This is a genomic window from Mycobacterium sp. 050272, from assembly GCF_039023525.1.
In the GTDB taxonomy this organism is placed as follows: Bacteria; Actinomycetota; Actinomycetes; order Mycobacteriales; family Mycobacteriaceae; genus Mycobacterium.
Window position 1 is genome coordinate 70891 of the sequence record NZ_JBCHKV010000020.1, and the last position, 24210, is coordinate 95100.

At 65.4% G+C, this 24210-nt stretch carries 24 protein-coding genes; 15 read left to right on the forward strand and 9 right to left on the reverse strand.

Going from position 1 to position 24210, the window contains the following annotated elements; all coding sequences use genetic code 11:
- Positions 1 to 9: 9 nt before the first annotated feature.
- Positions 10 to 1539 (reverse strand): ATP-dependent DNA ligase, encoded by a 1530-nt coding sequence (locus AAHS21_RS27460; protein WP_342930663.1) that lies wholly within the window; start codon positions 1537 to 1539, stop codon positions 10 to 12.
- A gap of 112 nt (positions 1540 to 1651) precedes the next feature.
- Between AAHS21_RS27460 and AAHS21_RS27465 the strand changes: the two genes are divergently transcribed.
- A complete protein-coding gene (locus tag AAHS21_RS27465; protein ID WP_096285790.1) occupies positions 1652 to 2410 on the forward strand; it encodes an SDR family NAD(P)-dependent oxidoreductase in 759 nt (252 codons plus the stop codon).
- Positions 2411 to 2547: 137 nt separating this feature from the next.
- Positions 2548 to 4713, forward strand: coding sequence for an acyl-CoA dehydrogenase (locus AAHS21_RS27470; RefSeq protein WP_342930664.1), 2166 nt, complete (start codon positions 2548 to 2550; stop codon positions 4711 to 4713).
- A gap of 8 nt (positions 4714 to 4721) precedes the next feature.
- Here the strand turns inward: AAHS21_RS27470 and AAHS21_RS27475 are convergent, their stop codons facing one another.
- Positions 4722 to 5396 carry a helix-turn-helix domain-containing protein gene (locus AAHS21_RS27475; RefSeq protein WP_342930665.1) on the reverse strand — a complete coding sequence of 225 codons (675 nt, stop codon included), beginning with the start codon at positions 5394 to 5396 and terminating at the stop codon, positions 4722 to 4724.
- Positions 5397 to 5549: 153 nt separating this feature from the next.
- Between AAHS21_RS27475 and AAHS21_RS27480 the strand changes: the two genes are divergently transcribed.
- Positions 5550 to 6374 (forward strand): methyltransferase domain-containing protein, encoded by an 825-nt coding sequence (locus AAHS21_RS27480; RefSeq protein ID WP_342930666.1) that lies wholly within the window; start codon positions 5550 to 5552, stop codon positions 6372 to 6374.
- 4 nt (positions 6375 to 6378) lie between these two features.
- On the opposite strand, the gene AAHS21_RS27485 is transcribed toward AAHS21_RS27480, so the two are convergent.
- Entirely contained in the window at positions 6379 to 6723 is a 345-nt protein-coding gene (locus AAHS21_RS27485) for an OB-fold domain-containing protein (protein WP_342930667.1), read from the reverse strand.
- A 78-nt stretch (positions 6724 to 6801) separates the two neighbouring features.
- Here AAHS21_RS27485 and AAHS21_RS27490 point away from each other — a divergent pair, with 78 nt between their 5' ends.
- The 3 genes from AAHS21_RS27490 (at position 6802) to AAHS21_RS27500 (ending at position 10602) form a co-directional block, all read left to right on the forward strand.
- The gene (locus AAHS21_RS27490) at positions 6802 to 7995 is read left to right on the forward strand and encodes a thiolase family protein (protein WP_342930668.1); all 1194 of its coding nucleotides are present in this window, start codon (positions 6802 to 6804) and stop codon (positions 7993 to 7995) included.
- A gap of 78 nt (positions 7996 to 8073) precedes the next feature.
- Positions 8074 to 9480, forward strand: coding sequence for an FCD domain-containing protein (locus tag AAHS21_RS27495; RefSeq protein WP_342930669.1), 1407 nt, complete (start codon positions 8074 to 8076; stop codon positions 9478 to 9480).
- A gap of 156 nt (positions 9481 to 9636) precedes the next feature.
- The gene (locus AAHS21_RS27500; RefSeq protein WP_342930670.1) at positions 9637 to 10602 is read left to right on the forward strand and encodes an anti-sigma factor RsbA family regulatory protein; all 966 of its coding nucleotides are present in this window, start codon (positions 9637 to 9639) and stop codon (positions 10600 to 10602) included.
- A gap of 487 nt (positions 10603 to 11089) precedes the next feature.
- Here the strand turns inward: AAHS21_RS27500 and AAHS21_RS27505 are convergent, their stop codons facing one another.
- From AAHS21_RS27505 to AAHS21_RS27515, 3 genes are all read right to left on the reverse strand, one after another.
- A complete protein-coding gene (locus AAHS21_RS27505) occupies positions 11090 to 11221 on the reverse strand; it encodes a hypothetical protein (RefSeq protein ID WP_342930671.1) in 132 nt (43 codons plus the stop codon).
- A gap of 106 nt (positions 11222 to 11327) precedes the next feature.
- On the reverse strand, positions 11328 to 11453 hold the full coding sequence (locus tag AAHS21_RS27510) for a hypothetical protein (RefSeq protein WP_342930672.1): 126 nt from the start codon (positions 11451 to 11453) through the stop codon (positions 11328 to 11330).
- Positions 11454 to 11648: 195 nt separating this feature from the next.
- Positions 11649 to 11825, reverse strand: a complete 177-nt coding sequence (locus AAHS21_RS27515; RefSeq protein WP_342930673.1) for a hypothetical protein — start codon at positions 11823 to 11825, stop codon at positions 11649 to 11651.
- A 481-nt stretch (positions 11826 to 12306) separates the two neighbouring features.
- Here AAHS21_RS27515 and AAHS21_RS27520 point away from each other — a divergent pair, with 481 nt between their 5' ends.
- Entirely contained in the window at positions 12307 to 12816 is a 510-nt protein-coding gene (locus AAHS21_RS27520) for a homocitrate synthase (protein WP_342930702.1), read from the forward strand.
- 18 nt (positions 12817 to 12834) lie between these two features.
- On the opposite strand, the gene AAHS21_RS27525 is transcribed toward AAHS21_RS27520, so the two are convergent.
- A complete protein-coding gene (locus AAHS21_RS27525) occupies positions 12835 to 14316 on the reverse strand; it encodes a cytochrome P450 (protein ID WP_342930674.1) in 1482 nt (493 codons plus the stop codon).
- Between the two features lie 115 nt (positions 14317 to 14431).
- On the opposite strand from AAHS21_RS27525, the gene AAHS21_RS27530 reads away from it, so the two are divergent.
- Both AAHS21_RS27530 and AAHS21_RS27535 read left to right on the forward strand, forming a co-directional pair.
- Positions 14432 to 15073, forward strand: coding sequence for a TetR/AcrR family transcriptional regulator (locus AAHS21_RS27530; RefSeq protein WP_342930675.1), 642 nt, complete (start codon positions 14432 to 14434; stop codon positions 15071 to 15073).
- A 37-nt stretch (positions 15074 to 15110) separates the two neighbouring features.
- A complete protein-coding gene (locus AAHS21_RS27535) occupies positions 15111 to 16016 on the forward strand; it encodes an SDR family oxidoreductase (protein ID WP_342930676.1) in 906 nt (301 codons plus the stop codon).
- Here AAHS21_RS27535 and AAHS21_RS27540 read toward each other — a convergent pair.
- Together AAHS21_RS27540 and AAHS21_RS27545 are read right to left on the reverse strand one after the other, a co-directional pair.
- The gene (locus tag AAHS21_RS27540; RefSeq protein WP_342930677.1) at positions 15978 to 17021 is read right to left on the reverse strand and encodes a DNA polymerase IV; all 1044 of its coding nucleotides are present in this window, start codon (positions 17019 to 17021) and stop codon (positions 15978 to 15980) included. The genes AAHS21_RS27535 and AAHS21_RS27540 overlap by 39 nt on opposite strands.
- Before the next feature lie 10 nt (positions 17022 to 17031).
- Complete coding sequence (locus tag AAHS21_RS27545) at positions 17032 to 17646, reverse strand: helix-turn-helix domain-containing protein (RefSeq protein WP_342930678.1); 615 nt, start codon at positions 17644 to 17646, stop codon at positions 17032 to 17034.
- A 91-nt stretch (positions 17647 to 17737) separates the two neighbouring features.
- Here AAHS21_RS27545 and AAHS21_RS27550 point away from each other — a divergent pair, with 91 nt between their 5' ends.
- The 6 genes from AAHS21_RS27550 to AAHS21_RS27575 all read left to right on the forward strand — a co-directional run bounded on the left by AAHS21_RS27550 (position 17738) and on the right by AAHS21_RS27575 (position 24187).
- Positions 17738 to 18295 carry an NAD(P)H-dependent oxidoreductase gene (locus AAHS21_RS27550; RefSeq protein ID WP_342930679.1) on the forward strand — a complete coding sequence of 186 codons (558 nt, stop codon included), beginning with the start codon at positions 17738 to 17740 and terminating at the stop codon, positions 18293 to 18295.
- Between the two features lie 518 nt (positions 18296 to 18813).
- Positions 18814 to 19053, forward strand: coding sequence for a redoxin NrdH (locus AAHS21_RS27555; protein ID WP_342930680.1), 240 nt, complete (start codon positions 18814 to 18816; stop codon positions 19051 to 19053).
- Positions 19054 to 19088: 35 nt separating this feature from the next.
- The gene (nrdI, locus tag AAHS21_RS27560; RefSeq protein WP_342930681.1) at positions 19089 to 19541 is read left to right on the forward strand and encodes a class Ib ribonucleoside-diphosphate reductase assembly flavoprotein NrdI; all 453 of its coding nucleotides are present in this window, start codon (positions 19089 to 19091) and stop codon (positions 19539 to 19541) included.
- Entirely contained in the window at positions 19511 to 21676 is a 2166-nt protein-coding gene (gene nrdE, locus AAHS21_RS27565) for a class 1b ribonucleoside-diphosphate reductase subunit alpha (protein WP_342930682.1), read from the forward strand. The genes nrdI and nrdE overlap by 31 nt, the downstream gene beginning before the upstream one ends.
- Positions 21677 to 21733: 57 nt before the next feature.
- A complete protein-coding gene (locus tag AAHS21_RS27570; RefSeq protein WP_342930683.1) occupies positions 21734 to 22480 on the forward strand; it encodes a TetR/AcrR family transcriptional regulator in 747 nt (248 codons plus the stop codon).
- Positions 22481 to 22636: 156 nt separating this feature from the next.
- Complete coding sequence (locus AAHS21_RS27575; RefSeq protein WP_342930684.1) at positions 22637 to 24187, forward strand: NAD(P)/FAD-dependent oxidoreductase; 1551 nt, start codon at positions 22637 to 22639, stop codon at positions 24185 to 24187.
- Positions 24188 to 24210: the final 23 nt, after the last annotated feature.

The following is a 24210-nucleotide window of genomic DNA, read 5'->3' on the forward strand; positions in this document are numbered from 1 at the left end:
CCAGGCGAATCAGTACAGCGCACGGACGTTGTCGATGGTGTCGGCATCGGCCGGACTCTTGTCGTCGCGATAGCGCACGACCCGGGCGAATCGCAGCGCCAGGCCGCCCGGGTAGCGCGTGGACTTCTGCACACCGTCGAGCGCGATTTCGACGACTTGCTCGGGGCGCAATCGGACCACGTAGCCGTCCGTCGATCCGACAGCGAGCTCGCTGAACCGCGCCGTTTGCCAGTCCAGCATGGCGTCGGTCATCCCCTTGAAAGTCTTTCCCACCATGATGAATTCGCCGGTGGCCGAATCGCGTGCGCCCAGATGGATGTTGGACAGTTTTCCGCTCCGGCGCCCCGAACCCCACTCAACGGCGAGCACCACCAGATCCAGGGTGTGGACCGGCTTGACCTTGAGCCAGCCCGCGCCGCGCCGGCCGGCAGCGTAGGGCGCGCCCGGCGCCTTCGCCATCACGCCTTCGTGGCCGGCGGCCAGCGTCGCCTCCAGAAAGGCCGTGGCCGCGGCGGGATCGGAGGTGGCCAACCGATCGACGCGCTGCCGGACCGGTACCAGCGCGTCCAGCGCGGCCAGCCGCTCGATGGTCGGCGCGTCCAGCAGATCGACGCCGTCGCGGTGCAGGACGTCGAAGAAGAACACCGAAAGTGGTTGCGCCGCCTGGGCCGCGGCGACGTCGACCGATCGGCCGAACCGGGAGGCGGTTACTTGGAAGCGGTGCGGCCGGTTGTCGGGCCGCAGCGCGATCGCCTCACCGTCGGCGATGAGGTCGGTGACGGGCAGCGCCAGCGTCGCCTCCACCACCTCGGGCAGCCGGGCGGTGACGTCGTCCAGGCTTCGTGTGTAGACCGTGACGACGTTCCCGGCGCGGTGGATCTGCACTCGCGCGCCGTCCAGCTTGGCCTCGAAAATCGTTGTGCCGCTGTGTCGTTCGAGTGCATCGGCCACGCTGGTGGCGGTCTGTGCCAACATCGGGCCGACCGGTTGGCCCACCTTCAGGGCAAAGGCCTGCAAGGCCACGGCTCCGCCGGACAGGGCGGCGGCCGCCGCCGAGGGCAGATCGCCGCCCAACATCGCCGCGCGCTGGACCGCGGCGGCCGGAATCTCGGCGGCCTTGGCGACCGCGTCGGCCATGATCCCGGCCAGCGCTCCTTGCCGCAGTTCGCCGGACAGCAGGCGCACCAGGAAGGTCTGCTCGGATTCGGTCGCGGCGGCCATCAGCATGGCGAGGAGTTCGGCGCGGCGCGCCTGCGATCCCTTGCCCGAGACCGCGCCGATTTCGGTGAGGCTGGCGTGCACACCTGTCACCGTCAGCCGCGGCTCGGCCGCCGCCGGTGGCCGCGTCCGCAACGATGCCCAGCCCACGCCGATCTGGCGCTGCGGGAGCTCACCGGAAAGCCATGACACAACGATGGCGACCACTTCCGGGTCGGATGCGGCGCGACTGAGCAGGTCGGCGATGCGCGCGACCTTGGTCAGCCGGGACGCCGTGGCGCCGACGTCGCTCGATGTGGCTACCACCTCGAGAAGGAGCACGTTTGTCAGCTTGGCACGGCTCGGTGACAACCCTGCCGAGCGGACACGCTAGCGTTCCTGCGTAACGTTACAGATTGCACACGATCTGACAACCCGAAAAGGAGAGGCCCGGATGGAGATCAATGGGAAGAAGGCCGTCATCATCGGCGGCGCGTCGGGGATGGGTCGGGCCACGGCCGAACTGTTCGCCGAGCGTGGTGCGGACGTCGCCATCTTCGACCGCGAGGGTTCCGACGGTAAAGCCGTTGCCGAAGGCATCAGCGGCGCGTTCTACCCGGTAGATGTCACCGACTACGCAGGCACCGAGGAGACGTTGCAGACTGCGGTCGACAAGCTGGGCGGCCTGCATGTCGTGGTCACCACGGCCGGCGGCGGTATCGCCAAGCGCACGCTGACCAAGTCGGGCCCCCACGACCTCGAATCCTTCCAATCGGTTATCGATCTCAACCTGATCGCCACCTTCAACATCAGCCGGCTGGCCGCCGCGCACATGGCCAAGAACGAGCCCGAGGACGAAGAGCGCGGCGTCATCATCAACACCGCGTCGATCGCCGCATTCGAGGGCCAGATCGGGCAGGTCGCCTACACCGCCGCCAAGGCGGCGATCGCGGGCATGTGCCTGACCATGGCCCGCGACCTGGGCTCGATGGGGATCCGGGCGCTGGCGATCGCCCCGAGCCTCTTCCTCACCGGGCTGACGTCGATGGTTCCCGACGAGATGGCGGCGACGCTGACCCGCGACGCGGCCTTCCCCAAGCGGATGGGCCGGCCCGAGGAGTACGCCAAGCTGGCGTTGGCCATCGTCGACAACCCGATGCTCAACGGCCAGTGCCTGCGCCTGGACGCCGGACAACGCTTCGCGCCCAAGTAGCGACCCCGGTAGGGGCCCGTTAGAAGTCTGAGCGCAATAAGTACACTCTTTAGGCAGCCGCCCCGCTCCCCCTCGGAGCGGGGCCGGCTGACCACCCGGCGACGCTGCGGGGCGGGTACTGGCGCGAGGAGGTCCCCATGGGTATCGCACTTACCGACGACCATCGCGAGCTCGCCGAGGTCGCCCGGTCATTTTTGACTTCACAGAAGGCGCGCCCGGCGGCGCGAGCCCTGCTGGACAGCCCCGACGAGAGTCGGCCCACCTTCTGGCCCGGCATCGTCGAACTCGGCTGGCTCGGCCTGCACATCGACGAGGAACACGGCGGCTCCGGCTACGGACTGCCCGAGTTGGTCGTGGTGATCGAAGAACTCGGTCGCGCCGTCGCCCCGGGCCCGTTCGTCCCGACCGTGATCGCCTCGGCCGTGATCGCCAAAGATGGCTCGGCCGAACAGAAGTCACGGTTATTGTCCGGGCTGGTCGATGGATCCGTCACCGCGGGCATCGGTCTGGACAGCCGGGTGCAGGTCAAAGACGGTGTCGCCGACGGCGAGGCCGGAGTCGTGCTGGGCGCGGGACTGGCCGACCTGCTGCTGATCGCCGCCGGCGACGATGTGCTGCTGCTGGACCGTGGCCGCTCGGGCGTGTCGGTCGAGGTGCCCGACAATCTTGACCCCACTCGCCGTTCCGGGCGCGTACGCCTGAGCAACGTCAGCGTCGGTTCCGACGACATCATCGCGGGCGCACGGGAATCGGCGCTGGCCCGGGCGCGGACCCTGCTCGCCGCCGAGGCGGTGGGCGGAGCAGCCGACTGCGTCGACTCCGCGGTCGACTACGCCAAGGTGCGCCAGCAATTCGGCCGCACCATCGCGACGTTCCAGGCGGTCAAGCACCACTGCGCGAACATGCTCGTCGCCGTGGAGTCAGCGACGGCCGCGGTCTGGGACGCCTCGCGTGCGGCCTCCGAAGACGAGGAGCAATTCCGCCTGGTCTCGGCAGTCGCTGCGGCACTGGCATTTCCGGCCTACGCGCGTAACGCCGAACTCAACATCCAGGTGCACGGCGGCATCGGTTTCACCTGGGAGCATGACGCGCACCTGCATCTGCGCCGGGCACTCGTGGCATCCGCGCTGTTCGGCGGCGACACCCCGGGCCGCGATGTATTCGAACGCACCGCGGCGGGCACCGTCCGGGAAAACAGTCTGGATCTGCCTGCCGAGGCCGAGGAGCTGCGCACCCGGATCCGGGCCGACGCCGCTGAACTCGCCGCCATGGAGAAGGGGGCGCAACGCGACAAGCTGATCGCGACCGGCTACGTGATGCCGCACTGGCCCAAGCCGTGGGGCCTTGCCGCCGACGCGGTGGAGCAGTTGGTCATCGAGGAGGAGTTCAAGGCGGCCGGCATCAAGCGTCCGGACTACGGCATCACCGGCTGGGTGATCCTGACCCTGATCCAGCACGGAACGGATTGGCAGATCGAAAGATTCGTCGAGAAGGCGTTACGCAAAGAGGAGATTTGGTGCCAGCTGTTCTCCGAACCCGAGGCAGGCTCGGACGCAGCGTCGATCAAAACCAAGGCCACTCGCGTCGACGGTGGCTGGAAGATCAACGGGCAAAAGGTGTGGACTAGCGGAGCCCATTACTGCGCGCGCGGCCTGGCCACCGTGCGCACCGACCCCGACGCGCCCAAGCACGCCGGCATCACCACGGTGATCGTCGACATGAAGGCGCCCGAGGTCGAGGTGCGGCCGCTGCGCCAGATCACTGGCGGCTCGGACTTCAACGAGGTGTTCTTCAACGACCTGTTCGTTCCCGACGAGGACGTGGTCGGCACTCCCAACTCGGGGTGGACGGTCGCCCGTGCCACGCTTGGCAACGAGCGGGTCAGCATCGGCGGCAGCGGGTCGTTCTACGAGGGATTGGCGACCGCACTGGTCGAGCTGGCCAAGCAGCACGCAGATCGGTTGGCGGGCGCGGATATTCGGGTCGGCTCCTATCTCGCCAACGAGACCGCGTTGCGGCTGCTGAACCTGCGCCGGGTGGCCCGCAGCGTGGAAGGCGCGGGACCGGGGCCGGAAGGCAACGTGACCAAGCTGAAGTTGGCCGAGCACATGGTGGAGGGCGCCGCGATCATGGCGGCCCTGACCGGTCCCGAGGTCGCGCTGGTGGACGGCGCCGGCGCCGCGCCGGGCCGGCTGATCATGGGCGCACGCGGCATGGCGATAGCCGGGGGCACCTCGGAAGTCACCCGGAACCAGATCGCCGAGCGGATTCTGGGTATGCCGCGCGACCCGCTGATCAACTAGCGGGTCCATCAGGCCGGGCGGGGTACCGCCGCCAACCGTGATTGACCGATCCAGGCCGGCACGGCCCGGCGAGCCCCGGCGCTCCCGTGGATAGTCAGCGAGCCGCTCAGCATGGCGCGCGACCATGAGACGTCGCCGCGCCACAACTCGGTCAGCGTGCGCAGGGTCGTCTCGACCGTCGCGGCGAGCGCATACCCCGGATCGAAATCGCAGACGTCAGAAGCTCCTTCGGACACCATCAGCCACCAGCGCGAGACCTTGAGGGGCACATTGGTGAAGTGGAACGCCACCACTGTGCGCGCCCGCGGCCACTCGTCGATGGAGATCGAGCGATGGATATCCCACATCAACAGGTGTGGATCCAGATCGTCGTCACCAATCTCGGGCATCCAACGGAGCCCCCACTCGCCGAGTGCATCCACCACCGGCGCGAGTTCCCGCCCGCACGGTGTCAGCGCATACGAGGTTCGGCCGTCGACATCAGTGCGCTCGACAACACCGGCACGGCTGAGCGACTTCAGGCGCTTGGACAACAGCGCCGGTGACATCTTCGGCACTCCGCGCCGTAGATCGTTGAAATGCGCACTGCCTTGCAGCAATTCACGCACGACAAGCAGTGTCCACCGTTCATCGAGCAATTCCATCGCCTTGGCGACCGGACAGAACTGACCATAAGTCGTCATCTGGACGCTTCCCTTCACGTGTGTCCAGTACACGCCATACCGGCGGGATTAACTAGTACAAATTGTGTACCTCAAGGGGTTCAGATCTGGCACTGGAATCGGTTCATCGGTCAAGCAGACGATGGTGGCCAACGACCAGAAGGGAAGGCCATCATGACCGCAGCAACGAAACCTGACCGCATCGGCGACGAAAACAAGCACCGGGCGGTGTGGGCTTTGGGGGACTACAGCGCGGTGGCAACCGCGGTCGCGGCGCCATTGGGGCCGATACTGGTGCAGGCGAGCGGGATCGGCGTGGGCGATCGGGTACTCGACGTTGCCGCGGGCAGCGGCAATGTGGCGATACCGGCGGCGGAAAGGGGTGCCGATGTGGTGGCCAGCGATCTGTGCCCCGACCTATTGGACCGTGGTCAAGCGATTGCTCGGACCCGCGGCATCGAGCTGCAATGGCTCGAGGCCAACGCCGAAGCGCTGCCGTGCGATAACGACGGGTTCGACGCGGTGCTGTCCTGCGTCGGCGTGATGTTCGCGCCGCACCACCAGCGTGCTGCGGACGAGTTGGTGCGGGTCTGCCGGCCCGGCGGGACGATCGGGTTGATCAGCTGGACACCGGAAGGATTCGTTGGTGCGATGTTCGCGACGATGCAGCCTTATGTTGCGGCGCCACCACCTGGTGCGCAGCCCGCGACGATGTGGGGCGACGCCGATTACGTGCGTGCCCTGCTCGCAGACCGCGTCGTTGAGTTCAGCGCGCAACGCCTTGTGCTGCAAGTGGATTGCTTCGCCGATGGGGTAGCTTTCCGCGACTTCTTCAAGGCGAATTACGGGCCGACGCTCGCCGCGTACCGCGGTATCGCCGACGAGCCGGAGCGCGTTGTTGCGTTGGACACGCAGTTGGCCGAACTGGGCGACCGACACCTGGTCGGGTCCTCGACGATGGAGTGGGAGTACTTGTTGGTGACTGCGCGCAAGCGCTGATCAACTAGACCGGTGCGAACAACGGCGCCCCGCCGGCGCCCTTGTGCGGCTTGATGCTGACCGGCATCCCGCACGTCACCGAATCCGGTTCGCAGTCAACGATATTAGCGGCAACCCGCAGCCCGGCTTGTTCGGCGAGCTCGACAATGGCGATCACATAGGGGACGGGGATCTCCGGGTTATACGGATGGTGGTTGACCGTGTAGGTGAACACCGTGCCGTGTCCGGAAATCGGGCGCGCGACCAGCGCGGCGCCGCACTCGCGGCAGTCGCCGGTCGCGGGATGCACCCAGCGCGAGCAATCGGCGCAATGCTCGATGAGCAGCTGTGACGTCGACTCGGCTGACACGGGCAATACAGTACACTCTATTGGTTCGGTGCGGGTGCCGTACTGGTTCGATCGGTTCTCCTCTGGCGGGCGGTGCAGATGACGCATTTCGAAAAAGACGCGATCGTGTCCGGTATCGGCATTTCCCGGATCGGCCGACGGACCGGCATCCCGGGGCGAGATCTGACCATGGAGGCGGTGCGCGCTGCCATCACCGACGCCGGCCTGGTGCCCGCCGACATCGACGGCATCGCGACCTTGGGCGATACGCCGGCCGAAGAGGTCACTGCCGAACTGCGTATCGAAGCTGCCGACTGCGGCAGCGGGTTCGGCACCGGCGGGCTGCTGAGTCCGGTGATGTCGGCATGCCGCGCGGTGTCCGAGCGGCGTGCCCGTCACGTCGTGGTGTATCGGACCATCCAGATGCTCGGCGGCACGGTGCCGGTCAAGCAGGGCGACAACGCCCCCGCCCCGCCCCTGGCGCGGATGTTCGAAACACCCGAGGGTGAAGCCAAGCCGGCTGTCGGTGCGATGGACGATGTCAACGATCTGGTTGCGGCCCAAGCGTATTCGGCTGCGAACTGGTTGGCGCTGAACTGTCGCCGGCACATGGAGCTGTACGGCACCACCAAGGAGCAGTTGGGCTGGCTGGCGCTCAACGGCAGACGCAATGCCGCACTGAATCCGCTTGCGGTCTACCGCGAGCCGATGACGATGGCGGACTATCTGGGGGCGCGACTGGTATCGACGCCGTTCGGGCTGCTGGATTGCGACGTGCCCATCGACGGATCGATCGCGGTGGTGGTCTCCAACCTCGAGTACGGGTCTGATTGCCCGCATCGGCCCGTGCGGGTGGAGGCGATCGGCGGGTCCGACGGTGCCGGTGGGTGGTTCCACCGCGACGACTACCCGAAGATGGCGATGTCGGATTCGGCCGCGCAGATGTGGTCGCGCACCGAGTTGAAACCCACCGACCTCGCGGTTGCCCAGCTGTACGACGGTTTCACCTATCTCACCATCGCCTGGCTGGAAGCCCTGGGCGTCTGTGGCGACGGCGAGGCCGGCCCGTTTGTCGAAGGCGGCGGGCGGATCGCCCGCGACGGGCAACTGCCGCTGAACACCTACGGCGGCCAACTTTCGGCCGGGCGCATGCACGGCTACTGGGCACTGCACGAAGGATGCCTGCAGCTGCGCGGCGAGGCGGGCGAGCGGCAGGTGGCGCAGCGTCCCGAGGTCGGCGTGGTTTCCGTCGGCGGGGGTCCGGTCGCGGGCTGCATGCTGCTCACCTGCTGAGAAGGCTTGTGGGAGTGCAGTATTGAGCTTCATGTAAGCCCCGCGCCGCGCGCGGGCGGGACGAAAAAGCTGGCTTCGATGATTGCTCGCGACATCGAGGCGGACATCGTGCGCCGCGGCTGGCCCGTCGGTGAATCGCTGGGTTCCGAACACGGGTTGCAACAGCGCTTTGGCGTGAGCCGGTCGGTGCTGCGGGAGGCAGTTCGGCTCGTCGAACACCATCGGGTGGCCCGGATGCGGCGCGGACCGGGCGGCGGGTTGCTGATCACTGAGCCCGACGCGGGGCCAGCGACCCGCGCCATCGTCATCTATCTCGAGTACCTGGGCACCACGCTGGCCGATCTGCTCAACGCCCGACTGGTCCTCGAGCCGCTGGCGGCCTCGCTCGCGGCCGAACGCATCGACGAGGCCGGCATCGAGCGGCTGCGTGCAGTGCTGCACGCGGAGCAGCAGTGGCGGCCGGGCCTGCCCACGCCGCGCGACGAGTTTCATATCGCGCTGGCGGAGCAGTCGAAAAACCCCGTCCTGCAACTTTTTATCGACGTGTTGATGAGACTCACCACTCGGTACGCCCTGCGGTCACGGACCGACTCGGCCAGTGAGGCCATCGAGGCGCTCGACTACATGCACAACGACCACTCCGACCTCGTTGCCGCGGTGACTGCTGGCGATGCCGCCCGGGCCAAGACGCTGTCCGAGCGACACGTCGAAGCGGTGAATGCCTGGCTTCAAGAGCACCATCCGGGGCGCGGCGGCCGCCCCGGCCGTAGCCGGGGAACCGACGGGCAAGTCCCGCGCGGCAAGTTGGCAGAGGTGGTGGCGGCCGCCATCGGCGACGAAATCGGCTCCGGTGACTGGCAGGTGGGTTCGGTCTTCGGCACCGAAGCGGTCCTGCTGGAGCGCTACCGGGTGAGCCGCGCGGTGCTACGAGAAGCAGTCCGACTGCTCGAATACCACTCGGTCGCCCAGATGCGCCGCGGACCCGGCGGCGGGCTGGTCGTCACCAAGCCGCACGCGCAAGCCAGCATCGACACGATCGCGCTGTACCTGCAATTCCGCAAGCCGAGCCGCGAAGATCTGCGTTGTGTGCGCGACGCCATTGAGATCGACAACGTCGCCAAGGTCGTCAAGCGGCGCACCGAACCCGAGGTGACAGCCTTCCTACACACCCATCGGTCCGCGCTCGGCGCCGCGGTACGCATCGCCGACGAGGTGCGTCAGGCCACGTCGGAGGAAGCGCGGTTCCACATCGAGTTGGCCCAACTGGCCGGCAACGCGCTGCTGGACCTGTTCTTGAGGATCATCATCGAGTTATTTCGCCGGCACTGGTCCAGCACCGGGCAGGAACCACCGGCCCGCGAGGACGTCGTCGCGATCGAGCACGCCCACGCGCGGATTCTCGACGCGATCGCGGCGGGCGACGATAGCTTGGCGCGCTACCGCATTCGGCGTCACCTGGACGCCGCCGCCTCTTGGTGGCTGTGACGAACATCCGCATATCCGAGGCGCCTTTGTGACCACTTTCCTGCATAGGGAACGTGAGCGCTGGGTACTGGGATGGGTAATGGGGCGCGGGGATACGAAAAGGGGAGCCGGTCCGGCAGGGGGTTGGCATTGGTAATGGAAAGCGGGAGCGCCGAAATGATCAGGGGCACGGAGAACGGGCGTCAAGGCTTCGTTCATTCCGCGGTCCTCTTCCACTCGCAACGCGAATACCTGGACGCCGTGGTGCCCTTCGTGCTCGAAGGTCTGGCCACGGACGAGCCGGTACTGGTGGCTGTGCCCGGTGACTATCTGGGCTTGCTACGCGAGGCGCTCGGGGGCGAGGGTTTGACGAACGGGTTGCAATTGGTCGACATCGTCGACGCGGCGCGCAATCCGAGCCGGTTTCTGGCGCTGGAGGGTTCCTTTGTCGAGGACAACGCCGACCGGCGGGCGCGCATCGTCAGCCAGGTCTGCTGGCCGGAGCGCACGGCCGACGAGTTTCTGGCCTGCAAGCAGCACGAGGCGCTGGTCAACAGCGCTTTCGAGGGTCGCCAGTTGACCGCGCTGTGCCTGTACGACGCGGCACGGCTGGACGACGACGTGCTGGCAGGCGCGCATGCGACCCATCCGTTGCTGTGGAAATGCGGTGCGCCGCAACACAGCGCGGACTACGCGCCGGATGACGTGCTGGCACAGTGCAATCAGCCGCTACCGGCTAATCCGGGTGCCGTGACGTATATGGTCCGCGAATCCTCGGACCTGCGCCCGGCGCGGTCCTTCGCGGTCAACTACGCCGGCTGGGTTGGACTATCCCAGGACGGCATCGAAGATCTGCAACTGGTTGCCACCGAACTGGCCACCAACAGCTTGATGTACACCGACGGCGCCTGCCGGCTGGCTTTTTGGCGCGACGACGACCACCTGGTGTGCGAGGCGCGCGACAACGGTCGGCTCGACGATCCGCTGGTCGGACGCCTGGACCCAGGCCCGACCGGCCCGGCCAGCCGGGGATTGTTCCTGGTCAACGCCATTTCGGACCTGGTCCGCACCCACACCGCCAGCACGGGAACGACGATTCAGGCGTATCTGCGGCTGAATTCGTCGCCCGGGCCCGTGAGCTGAAAGAAGAGGCCCGCCAGGAACCGAGGTTCCCGGCGGGCCTCCTGCCCGAACGGTTAGAGACCTAGGCCGCCAAGTACTCCGCCCAAGAGCCCGCCGCTGGAGCCACCAACAAGACCGCCTCCGCCTGCGCCGCCCGCTGCGGTGGAGCACCCTGTCGGCAGTACTAAAACTGCGGCTACCCCGAGGGCGGCTGCGGTGGCTTTCAGCGTTTTCTTGGTGGAGTGCGACTTCATTGTCTTGCCTTTCCGTGAGGGGACAACCTAGCCGTTAATGGCCAATGCAAAGCCCGACTACCCCTTGTTAAACACACGTAAACCACGATTCGTGATCTTTTTCACGACAAGTTTTGTCATATCCACACTGGCACAACGCAATTGAAGAGCTTTCGACGGGCAGCGGGGCTGCAGGCGCAAAAGTATGACGTTCATGCAGGGGAAACCTTCCGGCGGCAACGTGACGGTTGCCGCCGGATCGCCGGTCTTGTCGGTTAGAGGGAGATGGTCAGCCCGCCGTTGCCACCCGTGCCGCCCACCGCTGTCGAGCATCCCGTCGGTACCAGCAACACTGCGATCAGTCCGGCCGCGGCCGCGGCAACTTTGAAAGCGTTCTTGGCGGTCATCGACTTCATCGTCGTTTGCCTTTCATCTGAGGGGACCGGGTAGCCGGTGGCGGCTGAGGCGTCGGAGGGATAGCCGCTATTCGACACGGGTAAACCGGCAGCTCGATCAGTTCTCCGCTGCCGCTGCGCGTACCCATGCCGATGACAATCGCGTCGGCACCAGCAACACTTCGATCAGCCCTCTCACCACTGCCGCCGCGTCAAGCGCCTTCTCGGCTGCCGTCGACTTCATCGTCGTTGCCTTTCGTTCGGGGAAGGGGTTGAGGCGACGACGGGATAACCACTATTGAACACATGTAAACCTGGGAGGTTCGATTGCTTGCCGAGTGCGCGACGGATCGGGTAAGCGATTATCCAGCGCATCGCCGTACGGTATTCGGCGAACGCTACAAAATCGATCGGTTGATGTCGATCGTGGGAGTGCGCGTCAGGGGAGCATGCCCGGAAGGACGCCGCCCACGGAACCGCCGCCCGTCGCGCCGCCGCCGGTCGCCGCGCCTCCGGCTGTCCCTCCGGCGGTCAGCGACCCGCACCCCGTTGCGAACGCCATGAACATCAGCGCGATGGCCGATGTCGCCACTATTTTCTTGCTTCGTGCGGTCATCGGGAACCCTTCGCCTGGCCGGTTTTGAACTTGTGTGCAATATTAGCTGTAGTCAGGTGAACGACCGCCAAACGAGGAAGGAACACATCGCGGCAGTGATGCAGATCCGGGGGGCGGCATCCGGGCGAATTTTCCCTGTACCTGGGCTTCCAGCGAGTCCGCGGTGGCGACGTCGCCGTAGCGCCGACTACGCCCACCCCAGCCTCGCAGGATCGGATGCCGGTAGCTGACGCGATCCGTTCCGGGTAAACGTCAAGAGGCTACCGACCGCCGGTGGGTGCTATATCTATTTGCACTATCGGCGTTCGGCGCCTAATGTCGCGCTCGTGCGTCTTCTGAAGAGTGCCGTAGTAGCCAGCACCCGCAGCGGGGTCTGATCCAGACCGACCCCCCGCTGTGGGTCGGAAGCTACTACCGTCGGTCGCTCCTTTGACCAGAGAAGACCGACACCGTGACTCTTACCCAGCCTCTTTCCCGGCCGATCTCCCTTCCGGAGCACGCTCGTGCCCGCGTTCCCGCTCGCCGGCGTGACGCCAACGCATGGTTCGGCGATCATTTCGGGGTTGCCGTGCCGCGCGGCTTGCGCGACCAGGCCAGCGCGATGACGTGGGAAAACTTCGTCTCGACCTACGGTCAGACCGCGGGCCCGCTGCGGCTGGGGCAGTGGGTGTGCGCCGACACCGACCGACCGACCGGGCGGCTCGGTCCGCAAGCCCGCAATTTCCGGGCGACGATCGCCGTCGGTGACTGCCTGCGCACCTCGACCGCTGCCGCCAGTGGGCCGATCGCCGCCCTGACCGCGATGCTGCACGAGCGCGGGATCGCCATCGAGACGTTGAAGTTTCACCAGATGGCTTCGAACGGATGCACCGCCACCTTCATCTGCGGCAGCGACGGCATCCGCACCGAATGGGCGGTCGGCCTGTCGCAGGACCCGACTCAGTCGGCGTTGAGCGCGTTGATCGCGTGCGCCAACCGGCTCATGGCCTGAGCACGCGGGTACGCGAGTTTACAGCGGGCGCAACACAATTGGCATGCCGTCCTTCGGTACCGGCATGCCGCCGTAGTCCCACTCGCACTTGTAACCCGGGCGGGGCGGTTCCAGCCGGTAGCGGCGCAGCAGCCGGTGCAGGATCGTTTTGATCTCCAACTGCCCGAACGTCATTCCGATGCACTTGTGGGCGCCCCCGCCGAAGGGTGTGAACGCATAGCGGTGCCGTTTGTGCTCGTTGCGCGGCTCGGTGAACCGCTCCGGGTCGAATTTCAGTGGGTCCGTCCACAATTCGGGCAGCCGGTGATTCATGCCCGGATAGGCGATGACGTTGGTGCCTTTGGGGATGTAGTAGCCCAGCAGTTCGGTGTCGCGCACGGTCTGCCGCATGGCCCACTGCACCGGGGTCACCAGGCGGATCGACTCGTTCATCACCAAATCGAGTGACTCCAGCTTCTCCAGCGACTCGATGTCGACCGGCCCGTCGCCCAGCCGGTCCGACTCCTCGCGGCAGCGCTGTTGCCACTGCGGGTGCTGGGCCAGGTTGTAGGCCATCGTCGTCACCGTCGACGTCGAGGTGTCGTGGGCGGCCATCATCAGGAAGATCATGTGGTTGACGATGTCTTCGTCGGAGAACCTGTTTCCGTCCTCGTCCTCGGTGCGGCACAACACCGACAGCAGGTCGTCGCCCTCGGTGGCTCGCTGCTCCTTGACCCGCTCGCGGAAGTAGTTCTCCAGCAGCTCGCGTGCCTTGAGCCCGCGCCACCAGGTGAACGGCGGCACGGGGGTGCGGATGATGGCATTGCCGGCGCGGGTGGTGATCGCGAACGCGTTGTTGACCTTGGTCACCAGCTCGTGGTCGGTGCCCGGCTCGTGGCCCATGAACACCATCGACGCGATGTTGAGCGTCAGATCCTTCATCGCCGGGTAGAGCAGGAACCGCGCGTCGTTGGCCACCCAGTCGTTGGAGACCGTCTGCGAGATGACCTTGTCCATCTGCTCGACGTAGCTGACCAGCCGGGAGCGAACGAAGGCCTCCTGCATGATCCGCCGGTGAAACATGTGCTCTTCGAAGTCGAGCAGCATCAGTCCGCGGTGGAAGAACGGGCCGATGACCGGCACCCAGCCCTGTTGCGAGTAGTCCTTGTTGCGGTTGGAGTAGACGACCTGGGCGGCGTCCGGGCCCAGGGCGGCGATGCCCGGCAGCACCGGTGAATCCCCGAAGACCACCGGACCTTTGGTGTTATAGAGGTGCATCAGATAGTCGGGCCCACCCCGCAGCATCTCGATGATGTGCCCGATCACGGGCAGACCCGCGTCGCCGACGGCCGCCTTGAGGCCACTGCCCGGCGGAGGGTCGGCCAGCTTCCGCTCGGGGAACTGGGTGTTCAGCAGCTTGCGCTCGACCATCCCCATGCCGGGGAAGTTGTTGATCGACGGTGTGAACCGGCGTTTCGCCTGGTCGAGCAGGTAGTGCGGCGTGCTGATGGTGGCGGGCATGGACGCTCCTTTGCGGACCCAGGGGCAGGTGACATCGGTCACTGTTCTTAACCTTCGACAAAAAGTTGACGGCTGTCAAGTTTGCTTTTGGGACGGTGTGGTGCAAGGTCAGGGGATGAGCAGCCACGCGGAGCCGGGCGAGCCGGCAACGCGGCGACGCGGCGACAAGCACCGGCAGGCGATCATGGCTGCGGTGCGGGAACTGCTGCAGGAACGGCCGTTTGCGGAGCTGTCGGTCAGCACCATCAGCTTGCGAGCCGGGGTGGGGCGGTCCGGGTTCTACTTCTACTTCGACTCCAAGTACGCGGTGCTCGCTCAGATCGTCGCCGAGGCCACCCAGGAGCTCGAAGAACTCACCCAGTTCTTCGCTCCCCGTCAGCCCGACGAGTCGCCCGAGCAGTTCGCCAAGCGCATGGTGGGAAGCGCCGCCGCCGTCTACGCGCACAACGACCCGGTGATGGCGGCCTGCAACGCCGCCCGGTATACCGACGTCGAGATCCGGGGCATCCTCGAGCAGCAGTTCGAGGTCGTCGTGGGTGAGATCGTCGCGATCGTCGATGCCGAGATGAAGGCGGGGACCGCCAATCCGATCAGCGATGACATCCCGACACTGGTGCGCACCCTGACCGGTACGACGGCGCTAATGCTCACCGGTGATCCGGCCTTCATCGGCCGCGCCGACGACGACATCGACCGCCGCGTCCGGCTGCTCGAGCAGTTGTGGCTGAACTCGTTGTGGGGCGGCCGCCGCGGGTAACCGCGGATCAGGCGTTACCGACGGTATCGTCATCATCATGGCGCAGAGGGGATCCGCGCGGTATTTCGCGGGAAAGCGCAGTCTGATCACCGGCGCGGCCAGCGGCATCGGCCGGGCGACGGCGTTGCGGCTGGCGGCGCAGGGCGCCGAGTTGTTCCTGACGGATCGCGATGCCGACGGGCTGGCCCAGACCGTGGCCGACGCCCGCGCCCTGGGCGCGCAAGTGTCGGCGCATCGGGTGCTGGACATCTCCGACTACGACGAGGTGGCCGCGTTCGCCGCCGATATCCATGCCGCGCATCCGAGCATGGACGTCGTGATGAATATCGCCGGAGTATCGGCCTGGGGGACCGTCGACCGGCTGAGTCACGAGCAGTGGACCAAGATGGTCGCGATCAATCTGATGGGTCCGATTCACGTCATCGAGACATTCGTGCCGTCGATGGTGGCGGCCCGCCGCGGTGGGCATGTGGTCAATGTGTCGTCGGCGGCCGGGCTGGTCGCACTGCCGTGGCACGCCGCCTACAGCGCCAGCAAGTACGGTTTGCGCGGTCTGTCGGAGGTATTGCGCTTCGACCTGGCCCGGCACCGCATCGGGGTCTCGGTCGTGGTGCCCGGCGCGGTCAAGACGCCGCTGGTCGACACGGTCGAAATCGCCGGCGTCGACCGCGAAGACCCCAAGGTGAGTCGCTGGGTCGACCGCTTCAGCCGTCATGCGGTGTCGCCGGAAAGGGCTGCCGAGAAGATCCTGGCCGGAGTGTCGAAGAACAGGTACCTGATCTACACGTCGCAGGACATCCGCGCGCTGTACGCGTTCAAACGATTGGCGTGGTGGCCCTACAGCGTGGCGATGCGCCAGGTGAACGTCATCTTCACCCGGGCGCTGCGGCCGGCCCCGGCGCAATTAGGCCGGCATCACCAATTCGAGCCGGACCCCGAGTAGCCGGACCGGGCGGTCGAGGTCGAACAGATCCAGGACGCGCAGCGCCGCCGCGACGATGACATCGGCCTCGGTGGTGGGCGCCGGCAGCTTGCGAATTTTGGTGCGAGTGTAGAACGTCGCGGTGCGCACGGTGACCGCCACCCGCGTGACGATGCGTTGCGCCGCGACGATTTCATCGAGCGCACGTCGTGCCAATTCTGTTACCGCCGAGTCCATTTCGGATCGGTCGGTGAGGTCGCGAGGGAACGTGACGACGTGGCTGCGCGAGCGCGGGATCCACGGCTCGGCGCTGACCTCGGTATCCCCGCCGCCCTTGGCGAGCAGCAGCAGCCACAGGCCGGTACGCGGTCCGAAGGTGGACGTCAAAAGCTCGGCGTCACAATGAGCCAGCTCTCGTATCATCGTGATATCCAGCGCCGCAAGCTTTTTCGCCGTCTTGAGGCCCACGCCCCACAGTGCGTCGACCGGCCGATCGGCCATTACGTCCATCCAGTTGGCGTCGGTGAGGGTGAAGACGCCGTCGGGCTTCCCGAAGCCGGTGGCCACCTTGGCTCGTTGTTTGTTGTCGCTGATGCCGACCGAACAAGACAGCCCGGTTTCCGAAAAGACAACGGTGCGAATCTGTTCCGCGACTTCGGCGGGATCGGCCGCCGTGACTGACACGTAGGCCTCGTCCCAGCCCCACACCTCGACCGGGTGCCCCAGATCGCGCAGCAGCCCCATCACCTCCTCGGAGGCCTCGTCGTAGGCGGCCGGGTCCGACGGCAAGAAGGTGGCGTCCGGGCAGCGCCGAGCCGCAGTACGCAACGGCATGCCCGCATGTACCCCGAACTCGCGGGCTTGATACGAGGCGCAGGTGACGACCTTGCGTGGTTCGGTGGGATCGCCGCTGCCGCCGACGATGACGGGCAACCCGGCGAGCTCGGGATGGCGGCGCAGCTCGACCGAGGCCAGAAACTGGTCGAGATCGACGTGCAGGACCCAGCTCGTCGTCGGCGAGGCCATGTCGGTTAGGTCACCGCCCACACAGCTTGCGCGCCAGGCTTTCCCACGTATCGCCCAGGCTCTCAAGCGTGTGGCCGCCGTAATTCAGTTGGTGCTCAACGTAATCCACGTCGAGCAGGGCCAGTAACGCATCGGTCTGCACGTCGAGATCACCGCTGGTGTCGGCCGTCTGCAACAGCACTCGCACGTGCGTGCGCTGTACCGACGCGGCGCCGGCGTGGCGGGTCAGCGGATCGCCCTTGGCTGCCGACAGCAACGCATGGTGGGTGTGCACGAAGCACAGGCGCTCGCGACCGAACGCCACCAGCCGATCCATCGGCGCGGCGTCGGGACCCAGCGGCGGGGGGCCGAACAGGAAGGCCTGCTGGCTGGCGCGTTCGTCCTCGTCGAGCAGCACCATCATCAGGCCAGCCCGGGTACCGAACCGGCGGAACAGCGTGCCCTTGCCGACGCCGGCAGCCGCCGCGACGTCGTCCATCGTGACCGCATCCGCGCCGCGTTTGGCGACCAGGCGGCGTGCTGCCTGCAGTAACAGCTCGCGGTTGCGTGCCGCGTCACCCCGCTCCTGTGGCAGCTCCCGCGGGGCCGACACGGGCAACTCACCCAACCTCTCGACACCGCTCACCACTGCACTTTAACGCGGCCGGAATAAAACGGACTATAGTCCGCTTAAGCCGTGCAAGGATGTAGACCATCAACCGAAGGGGAGCGAAACAGTGTCAGAAGTCAAAGTCTTGGCGTTGGTAGGCAGCTTGCGGGCGGCGTCGGTAAATCGCCAGATCGCCGAGCTGGCGGTTCACGTGGCTCCGGACGATGTCACGGTGACCGTGTTCGAAGGGTTGGGCGATCTGCCGTTCTACAACGAGGAGATCGACGACGCGATGAACGCCGAGGCGGACGCGCTGGCCCCGGTGGCCGCGCTGCGTGCCGCGGCCGCGGATGCGGATGCGGCGCTGATCGTCACTCCGGAGTACAACGGCAGCTACCCGGCAGTCGTCAAGAACGCGATCGACTGGCTGTCGCGCCCGTTCGGCGACGGCGCGCTCAAGGACAAGCCGCTGGCGGTCATCGGCGGGGCTTTCGGCCGCTACGGCGGCGTCTGGGCACACGACGACACCCGCAAGTCGTTCGGTATCGCCGGCGCGCGGGTGGTCGAGGCGATCAAACTGTCGGTGCCGTTCGCAACTTTGGAGGGCAAAGCGCCCGCCGAGCACGCCGAACTGGTGGCCAATGTGCGGGATGCGGTCGGCAAGCTCGCGGCCGAAGTCGGCTGAATTGGCTCCTGAATTGGCAGAAATCAACAAGCCGTTCACCCGGTGACCAGCAGCGTTCGGGAAAGTTAATAGCTAAAGCCGCCAGCCGTGTGCTGGCGGCTTTGCTAGCGGCGGGTGGGCGCGCCGACGGCGCTCGCGTTGTCGGTGGGCGCTGCTATACCTCTACCCATGGGTGCCTCAACCGGTGTTTGTGATCTGCGACACGCCGGGGCGTGTTCCGCGCGGCAGGGCTTACGACCAGGGAATTTCAGAATTGTTATTCAGAACATCTTGTATCTGCAGATCTTGTCAGCCACTAGGTGTAGTGTTTGGCGAGCCGGCAGATCCCAGGTTCACCAAGCCAGCCCGGCACGGTGAACCTCTCGGAATCGGCTTCGTCAGGTCGTCAGAGCTGACAGCCGCAGACGGGAATCTTGGGGCTTGACGGATCGCTGAACAACACGGCGATGCAGTGCCCCAAGTAGTTGCCAGTCCATAGCAAATTTTCCGACCTTCTTCCCCGCAGAGGAGCGGCTTCAATGAGCATCACCGTGTACACCAAGCCGGCATGTGTGCAGTGCAGCGCCACCTACAAGGCTCTCGAAAAGCAGGGCCTGGCGTTCGAGAAGGTCGACATCAGCCTGGACACCGAAGCGCGCGACTACGTGATGGCATTGGGCTATCTGCAGGCGCCCGTCGTGGTGGCAGGAAACGACCACTGGTCGGGCTTCCGGCCGGATCGCATCAAGGCGCTTGCTGGAGCCGCGCTCAGCGCCTAGTGCAGTAGATGAGCAAGTGAGGAGGTTGCGGTGCCATGGATAGCACGCAGCGCAACCTGGTCTATTTTTCGTCGGTGTCGGAGAACACCCACCGCTTCGTGCAGAAGCTGGGTGTTCCCGCCACGCGAATCCCGCTGCACGGCCGCATCGAGGTCGACGAACCGTACGTATTGATACTGCCCACGTACGGCGGCGGGAAGGCCACGCCTGACATCAACAACGGCGGCTATGTCCCTAAGCAGGTCATCGCCTTTTTGAACAACGAGCACAACAGGTCGTTGATCCGCGGCGTCATCGCCGCGGGCAACAACAACTTCGGTGCCGAATTCGCCTATGCGGGCAACGTGGTTTCCCGCAAATGCGGCGTGCCCTACCTCTACCGCTTCGAACTGATGGGTACCCCGGACGACGTGGAAGCCGTTCGCGCGGGCTTGGAAGAATTCTGGAAGGACCAGACGTGTCACCAACCGTCACTGCAGAGCCTGTAACCACCGGCGCCCACGCGTTGCCGGGGGAGACCGACTACCACGCGCTCAACGCGATGCTGAATCTGTACGACAAAGACGGCAAGATTCAGTTCGACAAGGACCGCGAGGCCGCGCATCAGTATTTCCTGCAGCACGTCAACCAGAACACGGTCTTCTTCCACAATCAGGACGAGAAGCTCGACTATCTGATCAAGGAGAACTACTACGAGCGCGAGGTGCTCGACCAGTACAGCCGCAACTTCGTCAAGACGCTGCTGGACCGGGCCTATGCCAAGAAGTTCCGGTTCCCGACCTTCCTCGGGGCCTTCAAGTACTACACCTCGTACACGCTGAAGACGTTCGACGGAAAGCGCTACCTCGAGCGCTTCGAGGACCGCGTCGTGATGGTCGCGCTCACGCTGGCCTCCGGCGACAACGCGCTGGCCGAGAAGCTCGTCGACGAGATCATCGACGGCCGGTTCCAGCCGGCGACCCCGACGTTTTTGAACTCGGGCAAGAAGCAGCGCGGCGAGCCGGTGAGCTGCTTTTTGCTGCGCATCGAGGACAACATGGAGTCGATTGGGCGTTCGATCAACTCCGCACTGCAGCTGTCCAAGCGTGGTGGGGGAGTTGCGTTGTTGCTGAGCAACATTCGCGAACACGGCGCTCCGATCAAGAACATCGAGAACCAATCCTCGGGCGTCATCCCGATCATGAAACTGCTTGAGGACTCGTTCTCCTACGCCAATCAACTGGGTGCGCGTCAAGGTGCGGGGGCGGTGTACCTGCACGCGCACCACCCGGACATCTACCGGTTCCTGGACACCAAGCGCGAGAACGCCGACGAGAAGATCCGGATCAAGACGCTGAGCCTCGGTGTGGTGATTCCCGACATCACCTTCGAGCTCGCCAAGAAGAACGAGGACATGTACCTGTTCTCGCCGTATGACGTCGAGCGGGTTTACGGTGTGCCGTTCGCCGACATCTCGGTGACCGAGAAGTACTACGAGATGGTCGATGACGCGCGCATCCGCAAGACCAAGATCAAGGCGCGCGAATTCTTCCAGACGCTGGCCGAGCTGCAGTTCGAGTCCGGCTACCCGTACATCATGTACGAGGACACCGTGAACCGGGCCAACCCGATCGAGGGCAAGATCACGCACTCGAACTTGTGCTCGGAGATTCTGCAGGTCTCCACGCCGTCGTTGTTCAACGAAGACCTGTCGTATGCCAAAGTGGGCAAGGACATTTCGTGCAACCTCGGTTCGCTGAACATCGCGAAGGCCATGGACTCGCCGGACTTCGCCCAGACCATCGAGGTGGCGATCCGGGCGTTGACCGCGGTGAGCGACCAGACACACATCTGGTCGGTGCCGTCAATCGAGCAGGGCAACAACGAATCCCACGCGATCGGGCTGGGGCAGATGAATCTGCACGGCTATTTGGCTCGCGAGCGCATCTTGTACGGCTCCGAAGAAGGTGTCGACTTCACCAACATGTACTTCTACACCGTGCTCTACCACGCACTGCGGGCGTCGAATCGGATTGCGATCGAACGCGGTAGCAAGTTCGGTGGTTTCGACAAGTCCAAGTACGCCTCGGGTGAGTTCTTCGACAAGTACACCGAACAGGTTTGGGAGCCGGCCACCGCCCGGGTGCGGGAGCTGTTCGCCGAGGCGGGCATCCGCATCCCGACGCAAGAGGACTGGCAGCGGCTCAAGGAATCGGTGCAACAGCACGGTATCTACAACCAGAACCTGCAGGCCGTGCCGCCGACGGGGTCGATCTCCTACATCAACCACTCGACGAGTTCTATTCACCCGGTGGCGTCCAAGATCGAGATCCGTAAGGAAGGCAAGATCGGGCGGGTCTATTACCCGGCGCCGTATCTGACCAACGACAACCTGGAGTACTACCAGGACGCCTACGAGATCGGCTACGAGAAGATCATCGACACCTATGCCGCGGCCACCCAGCACGTGGACCAGGGCCTGTCGCTGACGCTGTTCTTCAAGGACACCGCCACCACCCGCGACGTGAACAAGGCGCAGATCTACGCCTGGCGCAAGGGAATCAAGACGCTGTACTACATCCGGCTGCGGCAGATGGCCCTGGAAGGAACCGAGGTCGAGGGCTGCGTCTCCTGCATGCTGTAAGCCATTCGGCCCGCAGTCTGCGCAGGTCAGCGGGCCCGGCGCGGTATGGTGCTTGATGTGGTGAGAGTGCCCCGACCTGCCAGACCCCACCCGAGCGTGAAGCCGGGGGCCAAGGTCGACGCGCGCAGCGAGCGTTGGCGCGAACATCGCAAGAAGGTACGCGGCGAAATCGTCGAGGCGGCGTTTCGCGCGATCGACCGCCTCGGTCCCGAACTGAGTGTGCGGGAGATCGCCGAAGAGGCCGGCACCGCCAAGCCGAAGATCTACCGCCACTTCCATGACAAGTCCGACCTGTTCCAGGCGATCGGCGAGCGCCTGCGTGACATGTTGTGGGCGGCGATCTTCCCCTCGATCGACCTGGCCACCGACTCGGCCCGCGAGATCGTCCGGCGCAGCGTCGACGAGTACGTCGACCTGGTCGACAAGCATCCCAACGTGCTGCGCGTGTTCATTTCGGCGCGCTCCGGAGCGACCACCGAGTCGACGGTGCGCACCCTCAACGAGGGCCGTCAGATCACGCTGACCATTGCCGACATGTTCGACAACGAACTCAAGGACTTCAAGCTCGACCACGCCGCCTTCGAACTGGCCGCACACGCGGCCTTCGGATCAGCCGCGTCGTCCACCGAGTGGTGGCTGGGCGAACCCGGCAGCCCGCGACGCATGCCGCGCGATCAGTTTGTCGCCCACCTGACCACGATCATGATGGGGGTCATCGTCGGCACCGCCGAGGCGCTGGGCATCGCGGTCGACCCTGATCAGCCGGTGCACAGCGCCGTGCGGAGTAACCCCGCGGCCAGCTGAGGACTAAAGGCCCGTTGACATCAGCAGGGCTTTCGTCAAGACTCGGTCTCAATCGATACCGTCGGTACCGGGTATCTGCGTTAGCCACCCCAGAGTAAACATGGGGTGCGGCGGCAAACGCGCGAGCCGATAAGCCAATAGAAGGACCGATCCACTGTGACCGATGCATTGACACAAGCCGAACCGACGTCACCGGTGCAGCCGGTGCATACCCGCGCGCTGATCATCGGGACCGGGTTCTCCGGGCTGGGCATGGGCATCAAGCTGCAGCAGCAGGGCGTGGACTTCGTGATCCTGGAGAAAGCCGATGACGTCGGCGGAACCTGGCGCGACAACAGCTACCCCGGGTGCGCCTGCGACATCCCGTCGCACCTGTACTCATTCTCGTTCGAGCCCAAGCCGGACTGGAAAAACCCGTTCTCCTACCAGCCCGAGATCTGGGACTATCTCAAGGGCGTCACCGAGAAGTACGGGCTGCGCCGCTACATCGAGTTCAATTCACTGGTCGATCGCGGACATTGGGACGACGACGAACACCGCTGGCACGTGTTCACCACCGATGGACGCGAATACGTCGCCCAGTTCCTGATCTCGGGTGCCGGCGCGCTGCACATCCCGTCGATCCCCGAGATCGAGGGTCGCGACGAATTCCGCGGTCCCGCTTTCCATTCCGCCGAGTGGGACCACAGCGTCGACCTCACCGGCAAGCGGGTGGCAATGATCGGGACCGGCGCCAGCGCGATCCAAATCGTCCCCGAGATCGTCGGGCAGGTCGGCGAGCTTCAGCTTTACCAACGCACCCCGCCGTGGGTGGTCCCGCGGTCGAACCCGGATCTGCCGGTTGCGCTGCGCCGGGCGATGGAGAACGTGCCCGGGCTGCGCGCGCTGGTGCGGCTGGCCATCTACTGGGGACAGGAGGCGCTGGCATTCGGCATGACGAAGCGCCCGAACGCGCTGAAATTCATTGAGGCGTACTGCAAATACAACATCCGCCGCTCGGTCAAGGACCGCGAGCTGCGCCGCAAGCTGATCCCGAACTACCGCATCGGTTGCAAGCGAATTCTGAACTCGTCGACGTACTACCGTGCGGTCGCCGACCCGAAGACCGAACTGATCACCGACCGCATCACCCGGATCACGCCCGACGGGATCGTGACGGCCGATGGCACCGAACGGCCGGTCGACGTAATCGTCTATGGCACCGGCTTTCACGTCACCGACTCCTACACCTATGTCCAGATCAAGGGACGCCACGGTGAGGACCTGGTCGACCGCTGGAACCGTGAGGGCATCGGTGCGCACCGGGGCATCACCGTCGCCGATATGCCCAACCTGTTCTTCCTGTTGGGTCCCAACACCGGGCTGGGGCACAACTCGGTGGTGTTCATGATCGAGTCCCAGATCCGCTACGTCGCCGACGCGATCAAGAAGTGCGACAAATTCGGCGCGCAGGCGCTGGCGCCGACCCGCGCGGCGCAGGACACGTTCAACGACGAGTTGCAGGAGCAGCTCAAGGGATCGGTGTGGAACAGCGGAGGTTGCAGCAGCTGGTATCTCGACGAGCACGGCAAGAACACCGTGCTGTGGGGCGGCTACACCTGGCAGTACTGGCGTTCCACCCACTCGGTCAAGCCCGACGAATATCAGTTTTTCGGCGTGCGCAGCGGGTCACGCGCACAGCGCTCCGCGGTCTGCGCGCCGCGCTGAGCCCGCCGCGCAGACATAACCGC

Excerpts from the sequence above, each read along its gene's own strand:
- AAHS21_RS27480 (WP_342930666.1), top strand. The coding sequence starts at position 5,550 with ATGACCGCAGCAACGAAACCTGACCGCATCGGCGACGAAAACAAGCAC.
- AAHS21_RS27490 (WP_342930668.1), top strand. The coding sequence starts at position 6,802 with ATGACGCATTTCGAAAAAGACGCGATCGTGTCCGGTATCGGCATTTCC.
- AAHS21_RS27500 (WP_342930670.1), top strand. The coding sequence starts at position 9,637 with ATGATCAGGGGCACGGAGAACGGGCGTCAAGGCTTCGTTCATTCCGCG.
- nrdI (WP_342930681.1), top strand. The coding sequence starts at position 19,089 with ATGGATAGCACGCAGCGCAACCTGGTCTATTTTTCGTCGGTGTCGGAG.
- AAHS21_RS27540 (WP_342930677.1), bottom strand. The coding sequence starts at position 17,021 with ATGGCCTCGCCGACGACGAGCTGGGTCCTGCACGTCGATCTCGACCAG.
- AAHS21_RS27535 (WP_342930676.1), top strand. The coding sequence starts at position 15,111 with ATGGCGCAGAGGGGATCCGCGCGGTATTTCGCGGGAAAGCGCAGTCTG.
- AAHS21_RS27530 (WP_342930675.1), top strand. The coding sequence starts at position 14,432 with ATGAGCAGCCACGCGGAGCCGGGCGAGCCGGCAACGCGGCGACGCGGC.
- AAHS21_RS27495 (WP_342930669.1), top strand. The coding sequence starts at position 8,074 with ATGATTGCTCGCGACATCGAGGCGGACATCGTGCGCCGCGGCTGGCCC.
- AAHS21_RS27465 (WP_096285790.1), top strand. The coding sequence starts at position 1,652 with ATGGAGATCAATGGGAAGAAGGCCGTCATCATCGGCGGCGCGTCGGGG.
- AAHS21_RS27505 (WP_342930671.1), bottom strand. The coding sequence starts at position 11,221 with ATGACCGCCAAGAACGCTTTCAAAGTTGCCGCGGCCGCGGCCGGACTG.
- AAHS21_RS27475 (WP_342930665.1), bottom strand. The coding sequence starts at position 5,396 with ATGACGACTTATGGTCAGTTCTGTCCGGTCGCCAAGGCGATGGAATTG.
- AAHS21_RS27555 (WP_342930680.1), top strand. The coding sequence starts at position 18,814 with ATGAGCATCACCGTGTACACCAAGCCGGCATGTGTGCAGTGCAGCGCC.
- AAHS21_RS27470 (WP_342930664.1), top strand. The coding sequence starts at position 2,548 with ATGGGTATCGCACTTACCGACGACCATCGCGAGCTCGCCGAGGTCGCC.
- AAHS21_RS27515 (WP_342930673.1), bottom strand. The coding sequence starts at position 11,825 with ATGACCGCACGAAGCAAGAAAATAGTGGCGACATCGGCCATCGCGCTG.
- AAHS21_RS27525 (WP_342930674.1), bottom strand. The coding sequence starts at position 14,316 with ATGCCCGCCACCATCAGCACGCCGCACTACCTGCTCGACCAGGCGAAA.
- AAHS21_RS27510 (WP_342930672.1), bottom strand. The coding sequence starts at position 11,453 with ATGAAGTCGACGGCAGCCGAGAAGGCGCTTGACGCGGCGGCAGTGGTG.